The organism is Mycobacterium sp. (assembly GCF_025965855.1).
In the GTDB taxonomy this organism is placed as follows: Bacteria; Actinomycetota; Actinomycetes; order Mycobacteriales; family Mycobacteriaceae; genus Mycobacterium.
On sequence record NZ_JAOPWB010000244.1, the window covers coordinates 1 to 24,331 of the forward strand.

Here is a 24,331-nt window from a genome sequence, read left to right on the forward strand (position 1 = left end):
CGACGGGCTCGGCCAACTGCACCTGGCGCTGATGTCGGAGATCATCGGCCGCTGCATGATGTCGATGGCGATCTTCGGTGTGCAGGCACCTGACAGCGGGAACATGGAGCTGCTCGCCCACGGCGCCACGGAGGCCCAGAAGGAGCGGTGGCTGTGGCCGAACCTGCGCGGTGAGATCTCCAGCGCATTCGCGCTCACCGAGCCATTCTTCGCCGGTGCCGACCCGACAGTCATCGGCACCACCGCGACCAAAGACGGCGACGAGTGGGTAATCGAGGGCCACAAGTGGTTCATCACCAACGCGTCGATCGCCGACATCGTGCTCGTCTTCGCCGAGACCAACCCCGAGGGCAGGCCGCATCGGCACGCCTCGGTGTTCGTCGTTCCGACGGGCACGCCGGGAATGGAGATCGTGCGCGACATCGGCACGATGGCCCATCCTGATCCCCAGTTCGGTCGCGTCGGCAATCACGCCGAGCTGATCTTCAAGGACTGCCGTGTGCCGGCCGACCACCTCATCGGCGATCCCGGCGGCGGGTTCACGTTGGCTCAACAACGCCTCGGCGGCGGACGCATCCACCATGCGATGCGCTGGCTCGGCCAGGCCCAGAGATCGCTCGACATCATGTGTGAGCGCGCCGTGTCGCGAACCTCGCACGGCAAGCCGCTTGCCCAACACCAGATGATGCAGGACTATGTTGCCCTGTCGCACATGGAGATCCAGGCGGCGCGGCTGCTCACCTTCCAGACCGCGTGGAAGATGGACAAGTACGGTGCCGCTGCAGTGCGCGCCGACTTGGGCATGATCAAGGCCCACGTTTCCAAGGTCGTGCTCGCAGTGCTCGATCGCACGATCCAGGTGTGCGGAGCGCTCGGCTACTCGAGCGATCTACCCGTCGAGTCGTGGTATCGCGGAACGAGGTTCGGGCCGATCGGTGACGGGCCCGACGAGGTACACAAGTCCGTGCTCGCACGCACGCTGCTGAATGGTTACACGCCGGTCGAGGGCTGGCCGAGTGAGCACATCCCCAGCCGGCGACCGGCCGCTGAAGCGAAGTGGGCCGAACTGCGCGCCGAAGCAGGCGTCACATGACGTCCGAATCGTTGCAGCGCTTCCTCGACGGCTCCCTCGGAGGTCATGTCCCAATCACGGTGACACCCATGACCGGAGGTGGTTCGTGCGAGGTGTTCGCGATCGACCGCGGCGATGCCCGCTGGGTGCTGCGTCGCTCGCCGCGTCACGCGAGCTCGGCGACGGCCCACGACGTATTGCGCGAGTACCGTATCCTCGACGCGATCAAGGACGAACCCGTGCGCATCGCGCGGCCGATTGTGGCCCACGCCGATGCCGATGTGTTCGGCGCGCCGTTCTACGTGATGGAACGCATTGCTGGCACGGCCATCGTGCAGCACGTCCCCTCCGCGTGGGCGACGATGCCGAAGACTCACGGGCGCGCACTCGAAGAGCTCGTCGACGCGTTGGCCGCGATCCACGCCGTCGACTGGCGAGCGTGCGGCCTCGGCGACATGGCTCCACGCCCCGACTACCTCGGTCGTCAGCTGAAACGCTGGCTGTCGCAACTCGACTCGTACGGCGGACGCGATCTACCGGCCGCACATCACATCGGCGAGTGGCTCGCTGCACACCGGCCGGCCGACCAGCCCAGCGCGTTGTGTCACGGTGACTACAAGCTCGACAACGTGCTGTTCGCACCGCAGGCGCCGCCGCAATTGCTCGCAGTCGTCGATTGGGAAATGGCGGCCATCGGCGACCCGCTCATCGATCTGGCCTGGGCACTGATCTTCCATCCGGGTCCGGAAGGCACGACGCCTTGGTATTTCGAAGCCGCCGAGCTTTGCCGTCGAACACGTTCCCGATCGGGCCACCCTGGTGGAGCGGTACCGCGCCGCCTCGAGCCGCGATACGAGCTCGATCGGCTGGTACGACGTGTTCTCGCGCTGGAAGCTGGCGATCGTGCTCGAGGGGAGCTACGCCAAGTTCCAGCGCGGCCTGTCGGACAAACCGATGCACGAGCGCTTCGGGGGCCAAGCCGACCTGCTCCTGGACAGCGCCACGGCGCTCGTCGCCACCGCCTCCTGCGGCGGAGCAACGTCATAATGCGAGCCTGGCAGGTACAGGGCGCGGGTGAGCCGATCCACGTCCTTCACGCCGTCGACGTCGAAGTCCCCGAGCCGAGTCCCGGGCAGCTGCGCATCCGCGTCACCGCTGCGGGCATTGGCCTGCCCGACGTGTTCATGTGCCGCGGCACCTATCCGCTCACGCCCCCGCTCCCGTTCACGCCCGGCCAGGAGGCCGCCGGCGTCGTCACCGCCGTCGGCGACGGGGTCGATGTAGCGGTCGGAAGCCGGATCATGTGCGTGACGATGTTCTACACCGGCCACGGCTCGTTCGCCGAGGAGTGCCTCGTCGGCCCAGAGTCCGCATTCGCCGTGCCCGACGGACTCACCGACGCCGAGGCGGCGGGTTTCTGGATCCCTCATCTGACCGGGTGGATCGGCCTCGTCGACCGTGGCCAGATCAAGCCCGGTGATCGGCTGGTGGTCCTCGGGGCCTCCGGCGGCAGCGGAATCGCCGCTGTGCAGCTTGGCAAGGCGCTGGGCGCGTACGTCATCGCCGTGGTCGGCGACGAGGACCGAGCCACGTTCTGTCGAACACTCGGTGCCGATGCGACCATCGATCACCGCGCAGGCCCGGTCGCACCGGCGATCCGCACCGCAACTGACACGCACGGAGCAGATCTGATCTACGACCCCGTCGGTGGTTCACTCGCCGAGGATGCGGTCGGCGCTCTGGCTCGCTACGGGCGGTTGCTTGCGGTCGGGTTCGCCAGCGGCCGGTGGCCGAAGGTCGCCACCGACGACCTGGTCATGACCAACACGTCGTTGATTGGAGTGTTCGCCGGCGGCTACTCGCGCGCCGAGTTGGACTCGATCCACGCCACTCTCTCGGGCCTCGTCGCCGACGGACGGCTGCGCAGCTCCGTGACCGCCGAGGTGCCCTTCGACGCCCTCCCGTCAGCGCTGCAGCAGATGGCCGACCGCGGTGTCGTCGGCAAGCGGGTTGTGGTCCAGTGAGAAAGACCACCGGGCCACCGAAGGCGAGCGAGTTCGAACTACATGCCGACGACATCGTCGACGCCGCCGTCGAGATCTTCCAGGAAGGTGGGCTCGACGCGGTCAGCATGCGCAGCGTGTCGACTCGGCTGGGGGTCTCACCCGTGCCGCTGTACAGCAGGGTCGGCAACCGCGACGCGTTGGTCGACGCGATCGCCGAGCGACTGCTGGAAGACCTCGCCCCGCCGGCCAACGACGACGAGACGTGGAACGACTACGCGTTGCGCTGGACCCGCGAGCTGCGGGCCCGGCTGGGCGAGGCACGCGACAGCCGGCTCATCGTGTGGCATGGGCGTGAGGCGTATGTCGAGGCATCGAGGCCGTTGATCAAGGCGATGCGACGCGATGGGTTCGCGCCAGACGCGGCTGTGCAAGCGTGCCGCCTCTTGACTTGGGCCACAGTAGGTTTCGGAGCTGTCGAGAGCGGCGTCGAGCCGCCGAGCCGGCGCCGGCGACGAGCGCGTCCGGGCGGCGACCCGGGTGGTGTCGACCAGGCCGATACCGACGCCTTGTTCGATCTGCACATCCGCTACCTGATCGAAGGCATCGGCCGAGACATCGCGCCCGTACCACCGCCCACGCGGAAGTCGAGGCGAGCATGACGATCCCGAGTCTGGAGGCGACCGGCAAGGTCGTCGTCGTCACCGGCGCCAGCAAGGGCCTTGGTCGGGCGATGGCGCTCGGCTTTGGCGAAGCGGGCGCCGATGTCGTCGTGGCCAGCCGCAAGCTCGAGGCGTGCGAGGTGGTGGCCGACGAGATCCGCTCGATGGGTCGGCGTGCGCTTGCGGTGGCTGCTCATGTCGGCGACTGGGATCAGTGCGCGACCCTGATCGATGCGACGGTCGCCGAGTTCGGACGGATCGACGTGCTGGTCAACAACGCCGGTATTGCGCCCGTGCCGCCCTCGCTGCTCGATGTCACCCGAGAGCTGTTCGACAAGACGATCGGCGTCAACCTCCGCGGTCCGCTGCGGCTCACCGCACTCGCCGCCGAGCACATGCCGAGGGGCGGCTCGGTGATCAACACGAGCTCGACGGCATCATTGCACCCGAACTCGGTTACGGTCGTGTACGCCGCCGCCAAGGCCGGCCTCAACGCGCTCACCAAGGCCACAGCCAACGAGTTCGGACCTCGCGGCATCCGCGCCAACGCCATCGTCTGCGGAACGTTTCACACCGACAGCTTGCACGCGTCGCTGCCCTCGGAAGACCTGCGGGCGCAAATGGCGGCGCGGGTCAGTCTCGGTCGCATTGCCAGCGCAGACGAGATCGTCGGCACCGCACTGTACCTCGCCAGCGATGCATCGTCGTACATGACCGGTGAGCTGATCGTGCTCGACGGAGGCTGAACTCACGACTGTTGTTTGCCTGGATTCTCGGAACTGCACTCGCGAAGCCACGCGAGGCTCTTCGGTCCGGCCAAAATCTTGCGTGGCCGTGATCTAACGTGTGGTCGCCCGCGACGCTGATCCTGTCCCTGGGCTGGATGAAGCCACGCCAGGTCCTGGAATACGACGGACTCAAATATGCGGCATTACCGGTAAACCACTCCGCATTCGTTGGGACGTTGTGCTACAACGTAATTCAATTGCGGCCTATTGCCGATAACTTTCGCACACCCGTACTAAACACTCGCGCAACCGTCTTCGACTCGGCCTCGCCACTATCCAGATACCCACCGTTGAGGGACTGTCAGAACAACGGTGGATCTGATCTTGGTCTGACACGCCGAGCGTGAGCTTGGCGGGAAGGACTGACGATGTCAGAAACACTCGATCCCGTGGCTATGGAACTGGATCAACGGCAGCTTGCCGAGCGCCTGCTGGCGCAGGCGAAGGAACAAGGAGTCGAACTGGTCGGGCCGAACGGGCTGCTCAACCAGTTGACCAAGAACGTGCTTGAGACCGCGCTGGATGCGGAGATGGCCGAGCACCTGGGTTACGACAAGCACGACCCGGCCGGCCGCGGCAGCGGCAACTCGCGTAACGGGACCCGGGCCAAAACGGTGCTCACCGAGATCGGGCCGGTCGAGATCGAGGTGCCCCGCGACACGAACAGTTTGTTCGAGCCGCAGATCGTCAAGAAGCGTCAGCGTCGCCTGACGGGCATCGATGAGATCGTATTGTCCTTGACGGCCAAGGGATTGACGACCGGCGAGGTCGCCGCTCACTTCGCCGACGTCTACGGGGCCACCGTGTCGAAGGACACGATCTCGCGGATTACCGACAAGGTGATCGGCGAGATGGCCGAGTGGTGCAACCGGCCGCTGGAGCCGGTGTACCCGGTGGTGTTCATCGACGCGATCTTCGTCAAGATCCGCGACGGGCAGGTCACCAACCGGCCCATCTACGTTGCGGTCGGAGTCACCTGTGCCGGGGAGCGCGACATCCTCGGGTTGTGGGCCGGCGACGGTGGTGAGGGCGCCAAGTTCTGGCTGTCGGTGCTCACCGAGATCAAGAACCGCGGCACCGGCGACGTGTGCATCCTGGTCTGTGACGGGCTCAAGGGACTGCCGGAGGCGGTGAACACGGTCTGGGACCGTGCGATCATCCAAACGTGCGTGATTCATCTGTTGCGCAACACCTTTCGCTACGCATCGCGCAAGTACTGGGATCAAATCGCCAAGGACATCCGGCCGGTCTACACCGCCCCGACCGAGGCCGCGGCCAAGGAACGCTTCGTCGAATTCACCGCCAAATGGGGCGGGCAGTACCCGGCGATCACTCGGCTCTGGGAGAACGCCTGGACCGAGTTCGTGCCCTTCCTGGACTACGACGTGGAGATACGGCGAGTCATCTGCTCGACCAACGCCGTGGAGTCGATCAATGCCCGCTATCGGCGCGCGATCCGTGCCCGCGGGCACTTCCCGACAGACCAGGCGGCGATGAAGTGCCTCTACCTCGTCACCCGATCACTAGATCCGACCGGGCGGGGTAGGGCACGATGGGCAATGAGGTGGAAGCCCGCACTAAACGCGTTCGCAATCACCTTCAACGGCCGGATCACCCCGACCGGCAACTAACAAATGCCAAGGTCGGATCCACCGTTAATCGGACAGCCCCTCATGACCCGGTCCGCTAGCCCTACCCGAGGGTCTTCCTACTGTTTGGGTGATTCGTGGGTGGATTCAAGTGCACGGTAGAGCCCCATGCGGGAGCGGATGTTGAGCTTGCGGTAGATGCGGCTGAGGTTGACTTCGACGGTCTTGGGGCTGATGAACAATGTCGCGGCGATGTCACGGTTGGTCATACCTGACACCGCCAGTTCTGCGACACGTTGTTCGGATGGAGTTAGTCCCTCGGCTCGGAGTCGGCCCGACATGCCCCGTGCCAGCTCGGCTTTGGCGCGGTCGACCCACAACGTCGCGCCGAGCTGCTCGAAGGTTTGCAGTGCCTCGCCGAGCGTCGCTGTTGAGGCGTCACGGTGGCGTTGCCGACGTTGCAGCTGACCGAGCAGCAACTGGGTGCGGGCGCGTTCAAACGGCATGGGCAGGCGTTCGTGTTCGGTCATGGCGCGCTCGGCGGTCGTGGTTGCGACGGTCAGCTCACCGCGTGCGGCGAGCAGCATCGCACGGCAGCGCGCGCCCACGGCGAGCATCCAGGCGCGGTCGAGCCGACGCCCATTGCGCTCCAGAGCTTCGATCAACGGCTCGGCGTCGTCGAGGTGGCCCAAGTTGGTCATCGCCTCGACGGCATCGGGTATGAAGGAGGCGGCAACGATCTCGATCGAATCCGGAGCCGCTGCAAAATCGGAGAGCAGCGGCTGCAGAGTGTCAAGCGCTGCTTTGGAATTGCCCAGTGATAGCTCCAGAAACCCCAACGCGGTGATGGCCCACTGGACCAGCCGGAACGTACCGCTGCGTTGGCCGGCCGCCAGCGCATCCGCGACGTCGCGTCGAGCCTCGGGCTCGCGCCCGGCATAAGCGCCGAGCCACCCGCGGGCGATCAGGGCGGATATGACCGCTACATCGCGGCCGACTTGCAGCCCAATCTCCATGGTGTCCTCGGCCGCTAGATTGGCGTCGGCGAAGTTGCCGAGCCAGCATTCGACGAGGACACGGTGGAAGGTAACAACGCTCAATTCACCTTCATCGCCGTTTTCCATGGCGTCTCGCCGGATTGACCGCATCTCCGCACTAGCCCGTTCGAGCTGTCCGGTGAAAGCCAGCAGCAGCGCGTTTTGAACTTTCGGCCTAAAAGGCATCGGCGCGTAGAACTCGTTGTCGGCCAACTCAAGTGCGGTTTGCATGCGGGCCTCGTCGAAGCCATCGCCGCGAAGGAAGTCCATCAACACACGCATGCTAAGCGCCTGGCTCAGCGGATGCGGCTCCCCAAGCCGCTCGGCGCACACGACAGCCTCATGGGCGGTAGCCACAGCGTCGTCGAGGCGACCCGCGTTGAACAGCGCCCACGACAACATGACTAGCACGGGGACCCTTAAGTTGAGTTTGTCGCCCACTTCGCTGAGTGCGCGTTGTAATAGATCAGCTGCCTCGAGGTAGCCCTCGTCGTATAGGCGCACAACGGCGAGCAAACTGACGGCTTCAGCCCGCAGACTTCCGGGCGCTAATTGTTGGATGCACTTTTCGAGCAGCTGACGGGCGCGCTGGTGATCGCCGGCGAAGAAATAGCTGTGGGCACATCGGATCCGGCGCTCGGGCGTGTCTCCGTCCAGGCCGATTGCCAGTTCAAGCAGTTCGGCGGCGGCCGCAGGGGCTCCCCTACTACGAGCGATTTCGGCCGCAGTGTCGAGGGCTTCTATGGTTTGCGGCTCGCCCGTAGTATCGGATAGGGCGAGGTGTCGCGCCCGTAGTTCGGGTTCGGTGACGAGTTCGGCCAGGCGGCGGTGCATTGCGCGGCGGCGTCGCGGCGCTGCACCCCTGTACACGCCGTGGGCCAGTACGGGGTGGGTGAACCGGAGGCGGTTGCCGTCGATAGCTACCACCACGTGAGTTTCGGCGTCGCCGAGCAGCTCCACGACGCGATCCGGTGCGGTATCTATTGCTTGGGCGACCACCTGCACCGTCGGGTCGGGGAGGCTGGCCATGGCAAGCAGCGCGTCTTCAGCGCCTGCGCCGGCCCGACTGATTCGCGAGCTCACCAGGTCGCTGAGGCTACTCGGCCAGCTCAACTCGGTGGTGCGGCGATCAGTTTCGATTTCGCGGGTCAGCTCCAGTGCGAAAAATGGGTTCCCGCCAGAAATTTCGTGAATACGTAACAACATGGGACGGGCTAGCGAGCTACCCACTCGCAGCGCGAGGAGCTGGTGTAGCTCGCCGACTGTCAACGGGTGCAGTCGGATTCGGCGGGTGGCGTCCGGACTTGGAAGCTGTACCCCCGGCGCCGCCTCATCGGTCCGTATCGTGCACAACAACGCCGCACCCTGCGGAAGTCTGCGCGCTGCGAACGATATGACGTTGGCGCTGGAGGTATCCATCCACTGCAGGTCGTCGACAGCGACCAGGACCGGGCCTTGGCCGGCGAGTCGGTCGATGACGGCGAGGAAGGCCGCTGCCACCGCCCGCGCATCGGTGTCGTGAGTGTCATTGCGTCGACGTAAAAGGGCTGCATCCAAGCCTTGTTGCTGGGGCCCTGGCAGGTCTGCCCATATCGCGTCGTCGACATCAGTGAGCAGATCTGCCAGCGCGGTATAGGCCAGTACGGATTCCGCGGCGGCGGCGCGGCTGGTGAGAACCCGGAAGCCGCGCTCGCGGGCCCGGTCCACAGCATCGAGCCAGAGTGTCGTCTTACCAATACCTGGCTCGCCCTCGATGACCAAAGCAGACGGTTCGCGGAGCGCCGAGTCAAGGAAGTCGACGAGGGCCCGCTCCTCTGCCTGTCGGCTTACGATTCGCTCCACCATTGTTGACCCGCAGCCTGACCGTCAGCCAATCCCACCGACTCTGCCGCGATTCGGGCCGGCGGACTGCAAACGTGTCGACATCACGGATCATCCTACTGTTTGGGCGATTCGGATTCGTTCGTGGACACGGCACACGGTGAGCAGGGCGGTCATGCGCGGCGTCGTGCGATTGATCAACACCCGCTAACTCGCTTAGCGCACGCTAACTCGCTTAGCGCACCGCCTGTTGCCAGGCGACAATGCGGTCGGCCAGTTCCGGTCCGGCGTCTTCCTGGATGAAGTGGCTCGCGTTGATCCGGGCGTGCGGTTGGCCGGCCGCGCCGGGGATGTGCTTGATCAGGGGACGGTCCGCTCGCCCGAGGATGGGGTCGCGGGCGCCGAAGATGGCCAGGCAGGGTTTCTCCCATTCGCCCAGGGCTTTCCACGCGGCCCGGTTGGCCGGGATCGCCGGATCGTCGGGAGAGGTCGGCACCAACTGCGGAAACGCGCGCGCCCCGGCCTGATAGGTCTTGTCGGGAAAAGGCGCGTCGTAGCCGGCCCGCACCTTGGTCGGAACCCTGCGGACGGTGCCGGCGGCCACCAGGCGGCCGGCGGGCAGCACCGGGGAGTACCGCGCAAAGGCCCGCCACGCATAAAAGGCGGGCGGTGTCCGCCGCTGGGCCGTCGGAAGAAAACCGTTGGCTATTACCAGCCGCGATATCCGATCACTCTGCTCGGCGGCGATGCGCAAACCGATAAGTGATCCCCAGTCCTGCACGAACAGCGTGACATCCTTCAGGTTGAGGCGCTCAATCCATGACGTCACCCACTCCACGTGCCGTTGATAGGTGTAATCGTCGATTCGGCTGGGCTTGTCGGAGCGGCCGAAGCCGATCAGGTCGGGCGCGAGCACGCGGTTCCCGGCATCAGCCAGCGGCGGAATCATCGTCCGATACAGGTAGCTCCAGGTGGGCTCCCCGTGCAGCAGCACGATCGGCGGGCCATCCGCCGGACCCTCGTCGAGAAAGTGCATTCGCAGCGGCTGAGTATCGCTTGCCGCCACGTTGAAATAATTCGCTACGAACGGATAGCCCTCCAGGTTTTCGAATCGGGAGTCCGGGGTTCGCAGCACATCCACATTCAGCTCCTCCGGTGAGCGGGCACCTCTGCAAGCCTCTCTCTCCGAACGCCTCTTCGTCCAGTACGAGATTTCATTGAGGCGGCCGCGAGTGGCCACTAAACTGCAAAATTCATGGCCATCCGGCGCGCCGTTCTGCTGATTGCCGACATCAGCGGATACACGGACTACATGCATTGGAACCGGACGCACCTGGCGCACGCGCAGCAGACGGTGGCCGGGTTGCTCGAGTCGGTTATCGATGCTGGTAAAGGGCTGAAGCTGGCGAAACTAGAGGGCGACGCGGCGTTCTTCTGGGAGCCGGACGGCAATGCCAAAGTGCTGGTGTGCGACCGGCTGTCACGGATGCGTTGGTCGTTCCTCGCGCGACGGGAGCGGTTCAAAACGGACATCGCCTGCGAGTGTGCAAGCTGCGCACAGCTGGACAAGCTGTCGCTCAAGTTCGTCGTCCACGAAGGCGAGGTGGCTGAGCAGCGGGTCAAGCGCCACGTTGAGCTCGCCGGTGTCGATGTCATCCTCGTCCACCGGATGCTGAAAAACTCGGTACCCGTGGTCGAATACGTGCTGATGACCGATCCCGTGGCGGAGTGCCTCGACGAGTCGACCCGCGGCCTTTGCAAGCCGCTGATCCACGACTTCGCAGGCATCGGAAACACGTCGACGCATTACATCGACCTCGCCACGTCGGAGGTGCCGCCGACCCCGCCGGAGCGCGGCTTCTTTGGCCGGCTGGGGAAGACAGCGAAGTTCGAATTGAGCACGTTGCCGTTCCTACTCGGCATCAAGAAGCCCGCTGAGGGCTTCCGAAACCTGGGCCGCGGCGCCGAGGAAATCCCTGCCTAAACTGAAAATCGCTGTTTCAGAAGAGTTTCGGTTACCGAACCTTTTCAACGGCCCGGCCCATTCGCGATATGGCCTCGGTGAGAATGGCTTGCGAGGTACCGAAGTTCAACCGCACATGTCCGGCTCCGCCGGTTCCGAAGACGTGGCCGGAACTGAGCGCGACGCGGGCGTGATCGAGGAACCAGCGGGCAGGCCCGGATAGATCAGCCACCACCGCAAGTCCGTCGGCGACTTCTTCGTCAAATCCGAGCTGTCCGCAATCGAGCCAAGCCAGGTAAGTGCCCTGCGGTCGTAGATATTTCACTCCGGGTAGGTGCACAGCGATCAGATCGCCCAGCAACGTCCGGTTCTCGTCGAGGCCCAGCAGCAGCGCGTCGAGCCAGTCGCTACCGGTCCGGAACGCCTCGGCGTGCGCGATGATGGCGAGGTGGCTCGGCCCGTGGCTGACCTCCTCCGGCATCCGGCGCAGGTCGGCGGCCGACTCCGGACCGGCGATGGCCACGGCCGCCTTCAGCCCGGAGAGGTTCCACGCCTTCGAAGCCGACGTCAGGGCGAACGCGTTCTCGGCACCGGGAACGCTCAGATACGGGACGAATCGCGCTCCCGAGAGGATGACCGGTGCGTGGATCTCGTCCGACACCACCCGGACCCCGAACCGGCGGGCGCGTTCGGCAACTGCGCACAGTTCGTCGAACGTGTGCACCGACCCTGTCGGATTGTGCGGATTGCACAACAGGTAGGCGACCTTTCCGCCCGAAGCGCGGGCACGCGTGAACGCTTCCTCCAAGGCTTCCAAATCAATTCGGCCGTCGGCGTCCAGCGGAGCCTCGATCACTCGACGGCCGTCGTGCGACACAAACGCGTAGAACGGGGCATACACCGGCGAGTTGACGACGACGGCGTCACCACGGTCGGTGACCAGACGCAGTGTCTCGACGACGCCGAGCATGACGTCCGGAACGATCGCGGTGCGGCTGACCTCTAAGTCGTGCCATTGCCAACGCTGCGAAGCGAATTCACTGACCGCCTCGGCGAACGCGGTGCCGGAGGGATAGCCGGTATCACCATTGTCGATAGCGGTACGGAGGGCGTCGGCCACCGTCGGCGCGAGCATGACGTCCATCTCCGCGACCCACAGTGGCAGCACATCGTCCGCGTGCGCACGCCATTTCATGCTGGTGCGGGACCGCAGTTGCTGCAGCGTGAGTTCCTCGAGTGGGTTAAACGTCACTCCGGCAGACTAGGTGGCAAACGCGTGCTTCGGAATCGTCAACGGCAAGTCCACCGAACTCAGCAGTCCGGGTTCCATACGGGTGGTCGACGCACCGCCCGGCCTGCTCTTCGCCTAAACGTTGACGCAGCTCTGGGCAGGCACGTACCGTACCCGATACAAATATTAGGTTGTCTAGGAGCTGGGTGTGTTCACGCTGCGCTTCGACATGCGTGCCCCCGCGTGGGGAGCGCCGCCAGTGGCGCTCTACGGCGCCGTGCCCGAGATGTGCGCGTGGGCCGAGGATCATGGCGGCCTCGCCGCGGTGTTCTGCGAGCATCACGGGTCCGAGGACGGCTACCTGCCGTCTCCATTTTTGTTGGCGTCGGCCGTTGCCGCGAGAACACAGCGCATCGCGTTGAGCCTGATCCTGATTCTCCCGTTCTACGACCCCGTGCGGCTCGCCGAAGACATGGCGGTCCTCGACATCATCAGTGCTGGGCGGGCGTCGTACATCCTGGCCCTGGGGTATCGGCCGGAGGAGTTCGAGCACTTCGGTGTGGCACTGGGTGATCGCGGCCGGCTCGCCGACGAGAAGGTGGCGCTGCTGCGCGCGTTGCTCTCCGGCGAAACCGTCAATCAGGACGGACGGCGGATCATGGTGACGCCGCGCCCGGAGACCCGCGGCGGGCCGGGGTTGACGTGGGGCGGCGGCAGTGTGGCAGCGGCGCGGCGGGCCGGCAGGTACGGGCTCGGCCTGTTGGCGAACGCCAATGTGCCCGGCATGCGGGAGGCCTACGAAACGGCCTGCCGCGAGCACGGCCATCAGCCGGGCCCGACGCTGCTTCCCGACCGCGACCACCCGTCGGTTGTCTTCGTCGCCGATGATGTGGAGCAGGCCTGGTCGGAGATCGGCGAGCATCTTCTGCACGATGCGCGCACCTATGCCGAGTGGAATCCGGGCAACGAGACATCGGCGGGTTTCTCACACGTGAGCACGGTCGACGAGCTGCGAGAGGCGGCGGCGTCGCACGTCATTATCTCTGTCCCGGAGGCGATTTCGCGAGTTCGCGCCGGCCAGATACTCAACCTGTTACCGCTGTGCGGCGGGCTTTCGCCGGAGGTCGCATGGCCTTATCTCAAGCGCGTGGGAGACGTCGTGTTGCCCGAGGCTCTGTCGCAGCGAAAGACTCCACTATGACCGGTGCAAGCACCGCCGAGGTTTACTACGACCCCTTCGATTTCGACATCGACGACGATCCATACCCGATCTGGAAGAGGCTGCGCGACGAGGCCCCGCTGTACCGCAACGACAAATACAACTTCTACGCGCTGAGCCGCTACGACGACGTCTCCCGCGAGCTGATGAATTTCGACGTTTTCCGGTCGGGTCGCGGCACCACCATGGACATCATCATGAGCGGCATCGAGATGCCGCCCGGTGTCATCCTCTTCGAGGATCCGCCGATTCACGATGTCCATCGCCACGTGCTCTCAAAGGTTTTCACGCCGCGGCGGATGGAGGCGATCGAGCCGCTTACGCGGGCCTTCTGTGCGCGGGCGCTCGACCCGTTGTTGGACTCGGGCCGGTTCGACTTCGTCGAGAACCTGGGTGCGATGGTCCCGATGCGTACGATCGGCTACCTGCTGGGCATCCCCGAAGACGATCAGGAAGCGATCCGCGACAAGGGCGGCAGCCAACTCACCCTGAAAAAGGGTACGTTCCGAGCGGTTCGACAAGACTTCCTCGAGCACAGCCACGAGATGTTTGCGAACTACATCGATTGGCGAGTGGACCACCCCTCCGATGACCTGATGACGCAGTTGATCAACGCCGAGGTCGAGGACGACGACGGGACCCGGCGGCTGACCCGGTCCGAGGTGCTGCTGTACACCAGCATGATCGCCGGAGCGGGTAACGAGACCACCACGCGTCTGATCGGCTTCGCCGGCCAACTGCTGGCGGAACACCCCGAACAGCGGCGGCAGATCGTCGACAACCCGTCGCTGATCCCCAGGGCTATCGAGGAGGTCTTGCGCTACGAAGCGCCCTCGCCGGTGCAGGCGCGTTACGTCGCCCGCGACATCGAACGCTACGGCACGAAAATTCCCGAGGGCTCAATCATGCTGCTGCTCAATGGATCCGCCAACCGGGACGAACGCAGATATCCCGAGGGGGAGACGTTCGACATCCATCGAGGCGACACCCATCTCAGTTTCGGCCACGGGCTGCACTTCTGCATGGGTTCCGCCTTGGCGCGCATGCAGGCGCGGGTCGCGCTCGAGGAGGTCATCAAACGCTGGCCGGACTGGGAAGTCGACTACGCCAACGCGACCAAGGCCCACACGTCGAGTGTTCGGGGATGGTCGAAGCTGCCGGTGTTTATTTGAATTCGCCCCCCGAGCGTCGAGCTGTGATGTGAAACGCGCTGATTTCGCGCGACAACTCGACGCCGGGTGCCTACTTGGGCTGGTTCGGCACGCCCGGGAATAGTTGGCCCGTCGGCCCCGAAGTCACCCAGCCGCCCAGCTTCGTCACGAGATGGGGCGCGAAAACGGCGCCGTAGAGCAGATTTCCGATCACGACAACAGCGACGACGGACAAAGCAGACGCTCCAAGACGGCTCGTCGACCTCTTGGCGGCCCACGCTTCGATGACGTTTCGTCCTTCCGAGTCGGTTCGTCCGAGGAGGTAGGTGAACACCATCATCTGTATCCCCATCGCGAGGGAATCGTAGAGCGGGTACTGGTGGATGGTTCCCTCGCGTATCGCAAGGCCCGGGATCACGCGGCCGTAATAGAAGACGCCGAGCTTGGCTCCCAGGAACCCGTTGAAGAGAATCGCCCAGCAGAAGCCGACGACGAGCCCGACGATCAGCAGTGTTATCGGTCTGCGCCAGTGGAATTTCGCGCTCATCCATTTCCCTAACGCCGCGCCCGTCACGGCCGGAAACACGAAGTAGGAGATGTAGCCGACGGGAACGAACGAGGGCAGCCCGCCCCACGTCACGTTCAGCGGCCACCATGACGGCATTCGCGAAATAGCGGGCGGGAACTGGGCGTACATCGCCCAGTCATAGGGCGCCTCGATCCACGAGAACGAGATCGCCGAAATGCAGAGAAGTAGCAGCGGGTGTAGCCGGCGCTGGCGAATGCTCAGGTAAAAACCGATTGCCGTAAATGTAAGGCCACCGACGAGCGCGAAGCCGCTGGCCGCCTGCATCAAGGGCGTCATCCCGGCGCTCATCGGTCGCGCTCTTGCCTCGAGTCACCACGTGCTTCCGGGTCGTAGCGCAGCACCAAGCCGAAGATCAGGACGATAAGCCCGAACAGCGTGCCAAGCATGATGATTGCGCCCACGTCCGCGCCCCTTCCGGTAACGGGTTCGATCCTCAAGATAGTGCTTCCTGCATCGGAACGATTGAAGTAATCAAATATTTGGTCCGGAGTTCAGCGAAGGGACGCGACCATGACCGGCACCAGCGCGGTCGAGTTGTACTACGACCCATACGACATCGAGATCGACGACGACCCATACCCCGTGATTTTCCAGCCCGTCAGGTGCGGCTAGGACGCGCTTTCGTCGACCAGCACGGCGCCACCGGGCTGATTTCCGAGCGTCTGGAGCGGGATGTCCCCGCCCCGAGCCGTGAGGCGAACGATCTGGGCCAGTTGAGCGGGGGCGTCGCACTGCAGATAGTGGTCGGCGCCGGGCACCACCCAGTAGCGGTTCCGGCCGGGCTTGTTCTTCAGGTACGTCTGCCAGACGTAGTTGGGAACGCGCAGGGGTGAGACGTTGTCGTGGATGCCCCACACCAGCGTGGTGTTGACGTGATTCTTGGAAAGCGCTTCCAGCCAACCGGTTTCATCCGCGGCGCGCTCATTTAGGTATTGGATCGTGTCCGGCAGCACGCGGATTCCGTCGTTGTGGGCGAAGCACCTCGCCAGCGCCGCGATCTCCGGGTCTTCCAGTGTCCGCCGTGGGATGAAGGTGCTGACGCCCAAGCCGGCCGCGAGCATCTCGGGCGTGGTCGCCGCCGCGGTGTCTCGCCCGGTTGCGGGGTCGAGCAGGGCGGTCTGGAACACGGTGAGGTTCGACAGGGGGAGATAGATATTGGCATTCGTCAAGACGAGGTCGACGGGCACCGCGGGAGGGTCCTGGGCCGCCAACATCTCCAGCGCGATCATGCCGACACTGCTGCCGCGATCGTGCGTGAGCATGCGGAATTCGGTCAGCTTCCACACCTGAGTGATCGCGTAGACGAGCAGGCGCGCGTCGTCGTACAACGAATAAACGTGCGGCGCCGGCGGCTTGTCGGACAATCCATAGCCGGGAAAGTCCAGCACGAACATGTCGAACTCGGAGCCCAGTTCGCCGGCCAGGGCGAAATAGTCGATGCTCGACGTCGGGAAGCCGTGCACCAGAACCAGCGCGGGCGCCCCGGGCGTGCCGCAACGGCGGCTGAACACCGTGACTTCGTGTCCGTCGTTGGCGGCCGTTGTCGACCGCCATCGAAGCTCGGTCCCGCCGCTTCGCCACTCCGCGAAGATGTCCAAGCTGACAGCATCGCAGAGGTGATCGCGGTGGACAACCATGAAGCTAGGGGAAGGTAACGACGACCTTGTCCGCGGCACCGGGTGTGCTCGCGAGTTCGAGTGCCGCGCCGAGGTTCTCGAAGGGGACGGTGTGGCTGACGATCAGTGCGTATCTTTCCCAATTCGCTACGAGATCCTCGGTGAGCTGAAATATCTCGTCGGGGTACGCCATGCAGCCGACGATGGTGATTTCGCTGCTCATCACGTATCTTCCTCGCGGGTGTTTTCTCCCGCCTGGCCATGGGCGATCGCACGGTCAGCGACGCCGAACAACTCGCCCGGTTGCTGCAAGCAGTCGTCACCGCGATGGCGGTGCAGCACGCCGGCGTCGGTTCCTAGGCAGCGCCCGGCTCAGAATTCCCAGGCGTCACAGAAAGTTTGGGGTGTGCCGTTGTGCCCACCTCACAGCGACAACCTGGTGGCGTCGCTCGGGAATGAACGGTCATCACTCACCATCACCGCTTGTCGCTGTGAGGCGGGCAAAGAACTACCCCAACATCTTGCGATGACTCGAGTGACAGGCGGGCCTCATGAAGGCGAAGTTCCACTGCGACAGCCGATTTGGAGACGCCACTCACGGACAGGTCACGTGGATCCCGAACGTCACCTGGTGGACGTCGCCTTGATTCGGCGACACCCCCTGGCCCGTCCCGGTCACCGTGTAACTCTTGCCGTCCTTGGTTGCCTGGACCTGGGTTGCGGACTGGGGCGCCTGATAGGGCAGCTGATACTCACCGGATCCCGCTTTGAGCGAAAGGGAGAAGCCGTCGACGCTCGGGGGTTTTTCGTCCGACAGCGCCAGTGACACCGAGGCCGAATCGTCGTGAACGGTGATGCGGGTTGTCAGGTCCCCGGACTCCGCCGGCGTGGCGCTGGGTTGCGCCGCCGTGCTCTTGCATTCGACGGCCGCAGTCATCGTGTGCTTGCTGCCGTCCATCATGACGGTCGTGCTCGACGGTGCCGCGCTCGAACTCGTGGCAGCAGATGGCTGGCCGTTCTTGCTCGAGCAGGCCGGCAGGGTGGCCCCCAACGCGAGCACGCCGAGCCCGGCGGCAGCGAGAACGAGCCGCCGCCGCGCCGCGCGGGTGCGGTGGCGACACCGGGGATTGGTCATCTCACGTCCTTTGCTAGAGCGTCAGAAGGACTATAGAGGCCGTTCTTTTCTGCAAGGTCTCATCCCTCCGGCGACCCGTCAAACTGCACCTTCACCGGTTTACCGCCAGGCTTCCCAACTGACCATGGTTCGCAACGGTCCGGCGAACACGGGTCGCACCGCGCCCGACCGCCACCGCTGTTCGATGAGGTCAGCCACGGCGGCGGTGGTGGTCAACGGATCACCGTCGAGGTAAACGACCGTGATGTACTGGTGGTCCGTCCGCCATCCCGCGGGTAGGTGGCTCCATCCGGCGCTCGAACCGAAAGTCCAGGCCCCGGCCGTGCCGGGCGTGGCGAGCAGCGCCGGACAGTGGTCGGCGTGCAGCCATTGCAGCCACTCGTCGGGGCGGCCGTCGGCGGGTTCTTCCACGATCAGGACGACTCCGCGGTGCGGCCGAAACGGTACCACCTCGGGGGAGACGAGGGCGTGTGGCGAGGACTGCCACTGCAGCAGGCGCAGGCCGGCCACTTGCAGCGACGGCCGCGTGACGGGAAAGCGGCCGTTCTCCCGCAGCGAGCGGCCGAGTGCGACGAAGTCGTCGAAGGTTTGTTCAACGGGGTCACCGATCAGGTAGTGCACCGCGTTGCCGACCTGCCCCAGCGGCCCATGCGCCGCCAGGCGGTGATCGGGGTAGTCACCGTCGGCGATCCAACGCAACGCGTGGACTATGCCTGGCAGTTGGTACTGCTCGGGCATGTGATCCAGCAGGTGCCAACGCAGATAACTGCCGTCATCGTCGGGCGGCGCGGGAGCGGTGAGGCTGAAAAAGCCTGCCTTGACGCGGATCACGTGGCCGGCCCAATCACGAAGCAGCGGCCGTTGCTGGTGGTGAGCAATACCTCTTGAACGGCGGACTTGTCGATGCTCGGGAATTCGAAGCGGTGCACTTGTTGTCCCGCTTCGATGTTGGCGTCCTGGGACTCGTTGCTACCGTCCTTCTTGCGGACCAGGGCCGTAACCTTGTCGGGCTTCGAAAGGTTCTGTGGCTCATGGAAGTACCACACCTCGATCCCGGACGCGTCGCCTTGCCAGCCGTCGGCGTAGTAACACCCCGGATTGCCATCGGCGTCCGGCGGCGGTGGCGGACATATCGATAAGCCGATGCACGGCGGCGTGCTGGTGGCCGTGGCCGGAGAGACGGTCGTGGCTGTCCTAGGAGGCGGTTTCGTCGAACTCGGGCCGGATGCCTTCGGCGGTGACGGCGGCTGCGACCCACACGCCGCAATACCGACACAGCCCATCACGATGATCAGCGTTCGGATCGCCTTCGACATGGGAGCCCTCTCTGATTAAGACGGCTGGAGTTCAGCGAGCGCCGCCAGACTCTCGAGATAATGCTGCAGCGAGGTGTGTTTGAAAATCGCGCTGACGATGGTGGCGCCGTGCGCGGCGACCTCGGCGAGCGCGTCGCGGGTGCGCTCCGGCTCGTTGATCGGATCCAGCGGCGCCGGCGGTGGCAGCACGACCTCGAATCCGGGCTGAAGGTCGAAGCGGCCCAACCACTCTCGGACCTGGCGCAGGCTCACGTTGAATGGGGCCCAGCCGTCGGCCAGGGTCGCGGCCCGGCGCAGCGATCGCAGCGTCCGCCCACCGATCCAGATGGGGACGCGTTGCTGGACGGCGCACGGATCGACGACCATGCCGCTGAACGAATAGAACTCGCCGTGGTAGGCGGGTTCGGGGACCGACAGCGAGGCCCGAAGCGCGCGCAGCGCGTCGTCGCCGCGCGGTCCGCGGTCGTCGAAGGGAGCGCCGATGAGCTCGAACTCCTCTTTGAGGCTGCCGACCCCAACCCCGAGGATGAGCCGCCCATTGCTGACCTTGTCCAGGGTGCCGTAGCGCTTGGCGATCGCGAGCGGGTGGTGATACCCGAGCACCAGCACGTGGGTGGCCAGCCGTATCCGTCGGGTGCGCGCGGCGAGATAGCCCAATGTGGCCAGCGGATCCCAATAGCGGGCGCCGCGGCGGTTTTGTTCGTCGGCGGGCAGCGCGATGTGTTCGCTGCAGGTCAGGTGGTGATAGCCGAGTCGGTCTGCGGCTTCGGCGATCCGGGCCAGGTCCTCGATGGAGGCGCGTTTCTCCCAGTCGGCGCTGATCTGGGGCAACATGGTCACCACGGGTGTGGATATCGACAGGCGAGTGCTCATCCCTGCATGTACCCCCCGGCGTCCACGGGTATCGATTGCCCTGTGATGGTTCGGCTCTCGTCGCTGGCCAGGAACAACGCCAGGTTGGCGACGTCCTCGGCTGAGGAAATGTCTTGCAACGCCACACCTTTGAGGGATTTGGCGCGCTGAGTGTCGAAGTCAACCCCCTGTTCATCGGCGGTCCGTTGCACCCATTTGCGAAACAGCTCGGTGTCGATGGCGCCGGGCACGATGCAGTTGCACCGGATACCGTACGGACCGACCTCTAGCGCAACGGCTTTGGTGAACGCACGAAGCGACGCCTTGGCGGCGACGTAGTGGGTCTTGCGGACCATGCCGGAGTAGCTGGCAGTCGAGGAGAAGTTCAGGATGACTCCGCGGCGACGTTGCAGCATCGACCGGTTGAGCACTTCGCGGGCGCACAGCATGGCCGCGGTGACGTCGATGGCGATGGTGGCGTTCCAGTTGTCCAGCGTCTGCTCCCAGATCCAGCGGTCCTGCCCGGGCGCGGCGGCGTTGTTGCACAGGATATCGACGTGGCCGAACTCGTCGACCGCCCGCGTCACCATGGCCGCGACGTCATCCTCATTGGTGACGTCGGCACGCATCGCGATGGCGCCCGGGCCCGCCGCGTTCGCGGCATCGCGGACCAGCTCTTCGCGCCGCGCGGCCAGCAGTACGCGGGCGCCTTCCGCGACGAACAGCGAGCCCATCACCGGCCCGAGGCCGCTGCTTGCGCCGGTGATGATCGCGACCTTGCCGTCAAGCCGCCCCGTCATTTCGGCAACGTCGTCGGGCAACGGGTTTCGAGCCAGGCGTGAATTCGCTCCGCCACACCGGCCCACCCGGGCTCGAGCATCATGTCGTGGGCCATTCCGGGGAAGATTTCCGCTTCGGTACGGTACGCGGCGGCAGTCGCACGGACTTCGTGTTGGGTGAAAACAATGTCATTTTCGGCCCCCAAGACCAACAGCGGGGCGGTGACGAGGTGTGGCTTGGGCAGGTCGAGCAAGAGCATCTCGAGTACGAATTTCGACACATACTCTTCGCCGAGCAGTTCGGTGTAGCGCACCACGTCCGTGTCGGGAATCAATTCGGAGAGGAAGGTTTCGCGGGCCAATTCCGGCGTACCGCCCACGCCCGGCAGCGACCTTCCCATGGCCAGGCTTCGCCCGGTTAGCCACGGATGCCGCTGGAATCTGTGCAGGAAGAATCCGGCGATGCCGCTCGGGGGTACGGAGGCGAGCAGCGCGGCGGCCGGAGCGCCGTGTGACTCCAGGTACTTTTGCACCACGAAGCCGCCCATGGAGTGCCCAATCACCACGGGTGGCATGGGCAGGCCGTCGGCGACCGAGGCGACGTCGTCGACGAGGTCCGCGATCGAACAGAACCGCATGGTTTTTGGCGCGGGGCTCTTCCCGTGGCCGCGCAGGCTCACCGCCACCGACCGATAGCCCTTCGCCGCAAAGTAGTCCAGGAAATGCTCGTCCCAACACCAGGCGCCGTGCCAGGCGCCATGTACGAAGACCAACGGCGTTTTATGAGAGTCGCGGCTCGGCCTCTTGTCGATCACTTCAAGCACGCCGTCGAGACTAACGGTAGTAACGTCACGAAATCGCTAAACAAAAAGAACGATAACGAATATTCAGACGCGCCCCCGATGCGCGAAAATCAAGCCACCACATTAGCCACGTCCATAAGACAGCGAGTATCGGCATTGATGACCGACAAAAGACCAGGGGGATCGTGCTCAAGCCTTTTCGCGTGGCCGCCGTGGTGGCGCTCGCCGTGGCGGCGGGCGCTGGCGTGGCCGCCGCCGAACCCGCTGGCGCGCCCGACGTGACGACGGATTCCTGCGAACAGCGCACCCTGGTGCTGTCCGCCTTCCCGGCGGAAGCCGACGCGGTTCTGTCCCACACTGCACTCGACCGCCACCCGGTGGTGCGGGCCGACCGCCGGCGCTTTTGCCTCGGAACGATCGATGGCAAGAAGGTGATCGTGGCGATGACGGGCATCGGCCTGGTGAACGCGACCGAAACCGCCCAGACCGCCTTGGCGCGCTTCACCTGTGCGTCGTCCGTTTCCATTGGCGCAGTGGTGTTCTCGGGCGTCGCCGGGGGTGGCGCGCGCGTCAACATCGGGGATGTGACGGTGCCGGCGCGATGGAGCATGGACCAGGGCGCGACGTTTCAGCCGGTCGATCCCGGCATGCTGGCCGCGGCTCAGGCACTGAGCGTTGACCTGGAACGCGTTAATTACCTTGGCAATCCCATCTGCCTGTGCAAGAACGCGCCCCGCGTCCGGCTGATCGACCTGAAGCGCCAGCCGGTGCTGGTGGTCGGCGGTGACGGGTCCAGCTCCGACAACAACAACGGCCGGGCATTCCCGTGCGTGCCGAACGGCGGCGACGTCTTCGGATGCCAACCCTGCAGCGCACCGGATCGCTCACTGCTCTACACCGGCAACTTCTTTCAGGCAGCGGGGCCCTGGCTGCGAAACTCTCTGATCAGCAACCTCAATATCGCGTCGACGTCGAACCCGGCCTTCGACGCGACGGACAACGAGACGGCGGCGGCGCAGGCGGTCGCCGACGCGCATGGGGTTCCGTTTCTCGGGATCCGCGGGGTTTCGGACGGGGCCGGCGACCCGCTGCGCCTGCCGGGCTTCCCGTTCGAGTTCTTCTTCTATAAGCAGATCGCGGCGGAAAATGCCGCCCGGGTGACCGCCGCTTTCCTGCAGAGCTGGGGCGGCGCATGAGTCGACCTGGCCCGGGCCTATTCGGGGCCCTGGCAGACGGGACGGTTCGGATCCGAACACCACTCCGACCATGACCCCGGATACAGCGCTGCTTCTCGGCCCGTCGCCGCGAGCGCGGCGACCGTGATGGCCGCGGTGACACCGGAGCCGCAATAGACACCGACGCGGCCGTCGGCATCGATGCGGCGGTCGGACAGCAGTTGGGTGAGCGCGTAATCGCCGACAAACGTTCCGTCGCCCGCCAGTACGGCAGCGCTGGGAAGGTTTTTCGCGCCGGGGATGTGGCCGGCGACGGGGTCGAGGGGTTCGACGTCGCCCCGGAACCGTTCCGGGGCACGCGCATCGAGCAGCGTCACGTCTTCGCCGGTTTGGGCGGCCGTCAACGTGGGTCGGCCGCCGGCATACAGATCTTCGTGTGGCACAGCCACATCCCCGGCCGGCGGGTTGACCGGACCGGTCTCGAGGCTCCGTCCGGACGCGCGCCACGCGGACAGGCCGCCGTCCAGGATGCGCACGTCTTCGAGCCCCGCGGCGGTCAGCACCCACCACGCCCGCGCGGAACCGGCTCGGTTCCAGTCGTCGTACACCATGATCGAATCGTTTTGGCGGATACCCCATCGGCGCGCGGCCGCCTCCAGGCTGCGCCCGGACGGCAGCGGGTGGCGGCCGCGGCCGGCGATGCCATGGTCGCTCAGTTCGTCCTCGAGCGACACATACACCGCGCCGGGGAGGTGCCCCTTCAGGTAGGCCGCCCGGCCATCGGGTTCGTCGAGGCGCCAACGCACGTCGAGCAGCGCCAGCGCGTCACCGGCCTCGATCAGGGCGGCCAGCTCGGTGGCCGTGACCAGCACCCGGTCCCGCGTTTCCATCGATGCACCTCCTTGCGTTTCCAGTGAGCCTAGCCGCGCGGCGCGAAGTAAACGTGATCGGAACTGCAGATGAACTCTTGTGGTCTGCGGCGAGGTCAGCCGCCCGTTCGGAATTAAACTCAACCAGAACTAAAACTGAACGGCGGATTGAAGTTTGGCTTTCGGCGGGCCGTCCTGCGGGAAGACTATTGACCACGGAACCGCTCGCACGCGAGGATTAATTACATTGGGTGTCGAATCCTCGTGTCGATCCGAGGTTGATGTGAAGCTTGGAAAGTGATGGGGAAATGAAGAAGAAGATTTCCGCGTTCGCGTTTGGCGCGTTGCTGGCCGTCCTGTGGGTGCCGGCAGCGGTCGCGCACGCCGACCAGACCGACCAGGACTTCGCGGAGTACCTTTCGTCACACGGCATCAGCTTCGGTACGCCGGCCCAGGCCGTGAGCATGGCGCGCACAATGTGCCAGGACCTCGAGGCGGGCTACTCCCAGAAGGACGAGGTGGACCAGCTGACGGGGTCGCACAAGCTGACCCAGGCGCAAGCCGAGACATTCATCGGCGCGGCCACCGCGGATTACTGCCCGGGCAAACACAGCCCGACCAAGCCCAGCGGCGGATAACCGCTTTCCTTCCTTCACGCGCG

Annotated in this window: 22 protein-coding genes and 1 pseudogene; 10 read left to right on the plus strand and 13 right to left on the minus strand. The window is 65.1% G+C overall.

Going from position 1 to position 24,331, the window contains the following annotated elements; genetic code table 11:
* The 5 genes from JWP83_RS20910 to JWP83_RS20930 all read left to right on the plus strand — a co-directional run.
* A partial coding sequence (locus JWP83_RS20910) for an acyl-CoA dehydrogenase family protein (protein WP_297734102.1) occupies positions 1 to 1,093 on the plus strand: 1,093 nt, incomplete at its 5' end.
* On the plus strand, positions 1,090 to 3,096 hold the full coding sequence (locus tag JWP83_RS20915) for a phosphotransferase (protein ID WP_297734106.1): 2,007 nt from the start codon (positions 1,090 to 1,092) through the stop codon (positions 3,094 to 3,096). The genes JWP83_RS20910 and JWP83_RS20915, both read left to right, overlap by 4 nt.
* On the plus strand, positions 3,093 to 3,737 hold the full coding sequence (locus JWP83_RS20920; RefSeq protein ID WP_297734109.1) for a TetR/AcrR family transcriptional regulator: 645 nt from the start codon (positions 3,093 to 3,095) through the stop codon (positions 3,735 to 3,737). The genes JWP83_RS20915 and JWP83_RS20920 overlap by 4 nt, the downstream gene beginning before the upstream one ends.
* Positions 3,734 to 4,483 carry an SDR family NAD(P)-dependent oxidoreductase gene (locus JWP83_RS20925; protein WP_297734112.1) on the plus strand — a complete coding sequence of 250 codons (750 nt, stop codon included), beginning with the start codon at positions 3,734 to 3,736 and terminating at the stop codon, positions 4,481 to 4,483. The genes JWP83_RS20920 and JWP83_RS20925 overlap by 4 nt, the downstream gene beginning before the upstream one ends.
* A 410-nt stretch (positions 4,484 to 4,893) precedes the next feature.
* Complete coding sequence (locus JWP83_RS20930) at positions 4,894 to 6,156, plus strand: IS256 family transposase (protein ID WP_297734115.1); 1,263 nt, start codon at positions 4,894 to 4,896, stop codon at positions 6,154 to 6,156.
* A 77-nt stretch (positions 6,157 to 6,233) separates the two neighbouring features.
* Here JWP83_RS20930 and JWP83_RS20935 read toward each other — a convergent pair whose 3' ends face one another.
* Positions 6,234 to 8,996: a LuxR family transcriptional regulator gene (locus JWP83_RS20935; RefSeq protein ID WP_297734118.1), complete on the minus strand. Its 2,763-nt coding sequence runs from the start codon at positions 8,994 to 8,996 to the stop codon at positions 6,234 to 6,236.
* 211 nt (positions 8,997 to 9,207) lie between these two features.
* A complete protein-coding gene (locus JWP83_RS20940) occupies positions 9,208 to 10,113 on the minus strand; it encodes a haloalkane dehalogenase (RefSeq protein ID WP_297734121.1) in 906 nt (301 codons plus the stop codon).
* A gap of 114 nt (positions 10,114 to 10,227) precedes the next feature.
* Between JWP83_RS20940 and JWP83_RS20945 the strand changes: the two genes are divergently transcribed.
* Complete coding sequence (locus JWP83_RS20945; protein WP_297734124.1) at positions 10,228 to 10,956, plus strand: DUF2652 domain-containing protein; 729 nt, start codon at positions 10,228 to 10,230, stop codon at positions 10,954 to 10,956.
* Positions 10,957 to 10,987: 31 nt separating this feature from the next.
* Here the strand turns inward: JWP83_RS20945 and JWP83_RS20950 are convergent, their stop codons facing one another.
* Positions 10,988 to 12,187 (minus strand): MalY/PatB family protein, encoded by a 1,200-nt coding sequence (locus JWP83_RS20950; RefSeq protein ID WP_297734127.1) that lies wholly within the window; start codon positions 12,185 to 12,187, stop codon positions 10,988 to 10,990.
* Between the two features lie 187 nt (positions 12,188 to 12,374).
* Here JWP83_RS20950 and JWP83_RS20955 point away from each other — a divergent pair, with 187 nt between their 5' ends.
* Positions 12,375 to 13,367 carry an LLM class flavin-dependent oxidoreductase gene (locus JWP83_RS20955; RefSeq protein WP_297734130.1) on the plus strand — a complete coding sequence of 331 codons (993 nt, stop codon included), beginning with the start codon at positions 12,375 to 12,377 and terminating at the stop codon, positions 13,365 to 13,367.
* Entirely contained in the window at positions 13,364 to 14,557 is a 1,194-nt protein-coding gene (locus JWP83_RS20960; protein ID WP_297734133.1) for a cytochrome P450, read from the plus strand. Before JWP83_RS20955 ends, JWP83_RS20960 begins: the two co-directional genes overlap by 4 nt.
* Positions 14,558 to 14,627: 70 nt before the next feature.
* Here the strand turns inward: JWP83_RS20960 and JWP83_RS20965 are convergent, their stop codons facing one another.
* The 9 genes and pseudogenes from JWP83_RS20965 to JWP83_RS21005 all read right to left on the minus strand — a co-directional run bounded on the left by JWP83_RS20965 (position 14,628) and on the right by JWP83_RS21005 (position 21,647).
* A complete protein-coding gene (locus tag JWP83_RS20965) occupies positions 14,628 to 15,413 on the minus strand; it encodes a spirocyclase AveC family protein (RefSeq protein WP_297734135.1) in 786 nt (261 codons plus the stop codon).
* 320 nt (positions 15,414 to 15,733) lie between these two features.
* Positions 15,734 to 16,723: an alpha/beta fold hydrolase gene (locus JWP83_RS20970; protein ID WP_297734203.1), complete on the minus strand. Its 990-nt coding sequence runs from the start codon at positions 16,721 to 16,723 to the stop codon at positions 15,734 to 15,736.
* 43 nt (positions 16,724 to 16,766) lie between these two features.
* A pseudogene (locus tag JWP83_RS20975) lies at positions 16,767 to 16,971 on the minus strand (theronine dehydrogenase); the annotation flags it as partial.
* A 365-nt stretch (positions 16,972 to 17,336) separates the two neighbouring features.
* Positions 17,337 to 17,876 (minus strand): lipoprotein LpqH, encoded by a 540-nt coding sequence (locus JWP83_RS20980; protein WP_297734138.1) that lies wholly within the window; start codon positions 17,874 to 17,876, stop codon positions 17,337 to 17,339.
* Positions 17,877 to 17,975: 99 nt separating this feature from the next.
* Complete coding sequence (locus tag JWP83_RS20985) at positions 17,976 to 18,704, minus strand: hypothetical protein (RefSeq protein WP_367185658.1); 729 nt, start codon at positions 18,702 to 18,704, stop codon at positions 17,976 to 17,978.
* Positions 18,704 to 19,192 (minus strand): hypothetical protein, encoded by a 489-nt coding sequence (locus JWP83_RS20990; protein WP_297734144.1) that lies wholly within the window; start codon positions 19,190 to 19,192, stop codon positions 18,704 to 18,706. The genes JWP83_RS20985 and JWP83_RS20990 overlap by 1 nt, the downstream gene beginning before the upstream one ends.
* Before the next feature lie 15 nt (positions 19,193 to 19,207).
* Entirely contained in the window at positions 19,208 to 20,065 is an 858-nt protein-coding gene (locus JWP83_RS20995; protein WP_297734147.1) for an LLM class F420-dependent oxidoreductase, read from the minus strand.
* Positions 20,062 to 20,844, minus strand: a complete 783-nt coding sequence (locus JWP83_RS21000) for an SDR family oxidoreductase (protein WP_297734150.1) — start codon at positions 20,842 to 20,844, stop codon at positions 20,062 to 20,064. The genes JWP83_RS20995 and JWP83_RS21000 overlap by 4 nt, the downstream gene beginning before the upstream one ends.
* Positions 20,841 to 21,647 (minus strand): alpha/beta fold hydrolase, encoded by an 807-nt coding sequence (locus JWP83_RS21005; protein ID WP_297734153.1) that lies wholly within the window; start codon positions 21,645 to 21,647, stop codon positions 20,841 to 20,843. The genes JWP83_RS21000 and JWP83_RS21005 overlap by 4 nt, the downstream gene beginning before the upstream one ends.
* A 182-nt stretch (positions 21,648 to 21,829) precedes the next feature.
* On the opposite strand from JWP83_RS21005, the gene JWP83_RS21010 reads away from it, so the two are divergent.
* Positions 21,830 to 22,822, plus strand: coding sequence for a hypothetical protein (locus JWP83_RS21010; RefSeq protein WP_297734156.1), 993 nt, complete (start codon positions 21,830 to 21,832; stop codon positions 22,820 to 22,822).
* Positions 22,823 to 22,839: 17 nt separating this feature from the next.
* Here the strand turns inward: JWP83_RS21010 and JWP83_RS21015 are convergent, their stop codons facing one another.
* Positions 22,840 to 23,691, minus strand: a complete 852-nt coding sequence (locus tag JWP83_RS21015) for a sulfurtransferase (RefSeq protein WP_297734159.1) — start codon at positions 23,689 to 23,691, stop codon at positions 22,840 to 22,842.
* 287 nt (positions 23,692 to 23,978) lie between these two features.
* Between JWP83_RS21015 and JWP83_RS21020 the strand changes: the two genes are divergently transcribed.
* Positions 23,979 to 24,308 (plus strand): DUF732 domain-containing protein, encoded by a 330-nt coding sequence (locus tag JWP83_RS21020; RefSeq protein ID WP_297734162.1) that lies wholly within the window; start codon positions 23,979 to 23,981, stop codon positions 24,306 to 24,308.
* Positions 24,309 to 24,331 lie beyond the last annotated feature (23 nt).

Bases quoted from the DNA above. Each gene is read 5' to 3' on its own strand.
- JWP83_RS20915 (WP_297734106.1), top strand. From the start codon at position 1,090: ATGACGTCCGAATCGTTGCAGCGCTTCCTCGACGGCTCCCTCGGAGGT.
- JWP83_RS20925 (WP_297734112.1), top strand. From the start codon at position 3,734: ATGACGATCCCGAGTCTGGAGGCGACCGGCAAGGTCGTCGTCGTCACC.
- JWP83_RS20930 (WP_297734115.1), top strand. From the start codon at position 4,894: ATGTCAGAAACACTCGATCCCGTGGCTATGGAACTGGATCAACGGCAG.
- JWP83_RS20935 (WP_297734118.1), bottom strand. From the start codon at position 8,996: ATGGTGGAGCGAATCGTAAGCCGACAGGCAGAGGAGCGGGCCCTCGTC.
- JWP83_RS20945 (WP_297734124.1), top strand. From the start codon at position 10,228: ATGGCCATCCGGCGCGCCGTTCTGCTGATTGCCGACATCAGCGGATAC.
- JWP83_RS20960 (WP_297734133.1), top strand. From the start codon at position 13,364: ATGACCGGTGCAAGCACCGCCGAGGTTTACTACGACCCCTTCGATTTC.
- JWP83_RS20965 (WP_297734135.1), bottom strand. From the start codon at position 15,413: ATGAGCGCCGGGATGACGCCCTTGATGCAGGCGGCCAGCGGCTTCGCG.
- JWP83_RS20980 (WP_297734138.1), bottom strand. From the start codon at position 17,876: ATGACCAATCCCCGGTGTCGCCACCGCACCCGCGCGGCGCGGCGGCGG.
- JWP83_RS20990 (WP_297734144.1), bottom strand. From the start codon at position 19,192: ATGTCGAAGGCGATCCGAACGCTGATCATCGTGATGGGCTGTGTCGGT.
- JWP83_RS20995 (WP_297734147.1), bottom strand. From the start codon at position 20,065: ATGAGCACTCGCCTGTCGATATCCACACCCGTGGTGACCATGTTGCCC.
- JWP83_RS21000 (WP_297734150.1), bottom strand. From the start codon at position 20,844: ATGACGGGGCGGCTTGACGGCAAGGTCGCGATCATCACCGGCGCAAGC.
- JWP83_RS21015 (WP_297734159.1), bottom strand. From the start codon at position 23,691: ATGGAAACGCGGGACCGGGTGCTGGTCACGGCCACCGAGCTGGCCGCC.
- JWP83_RS21020 (WP_297734162.1), top strand. From the start codon at position 23,979: ATGAAGAAGAAGATTTCCGCGTTCGCGTTTGGCGCGTTGCTGGCCGTC.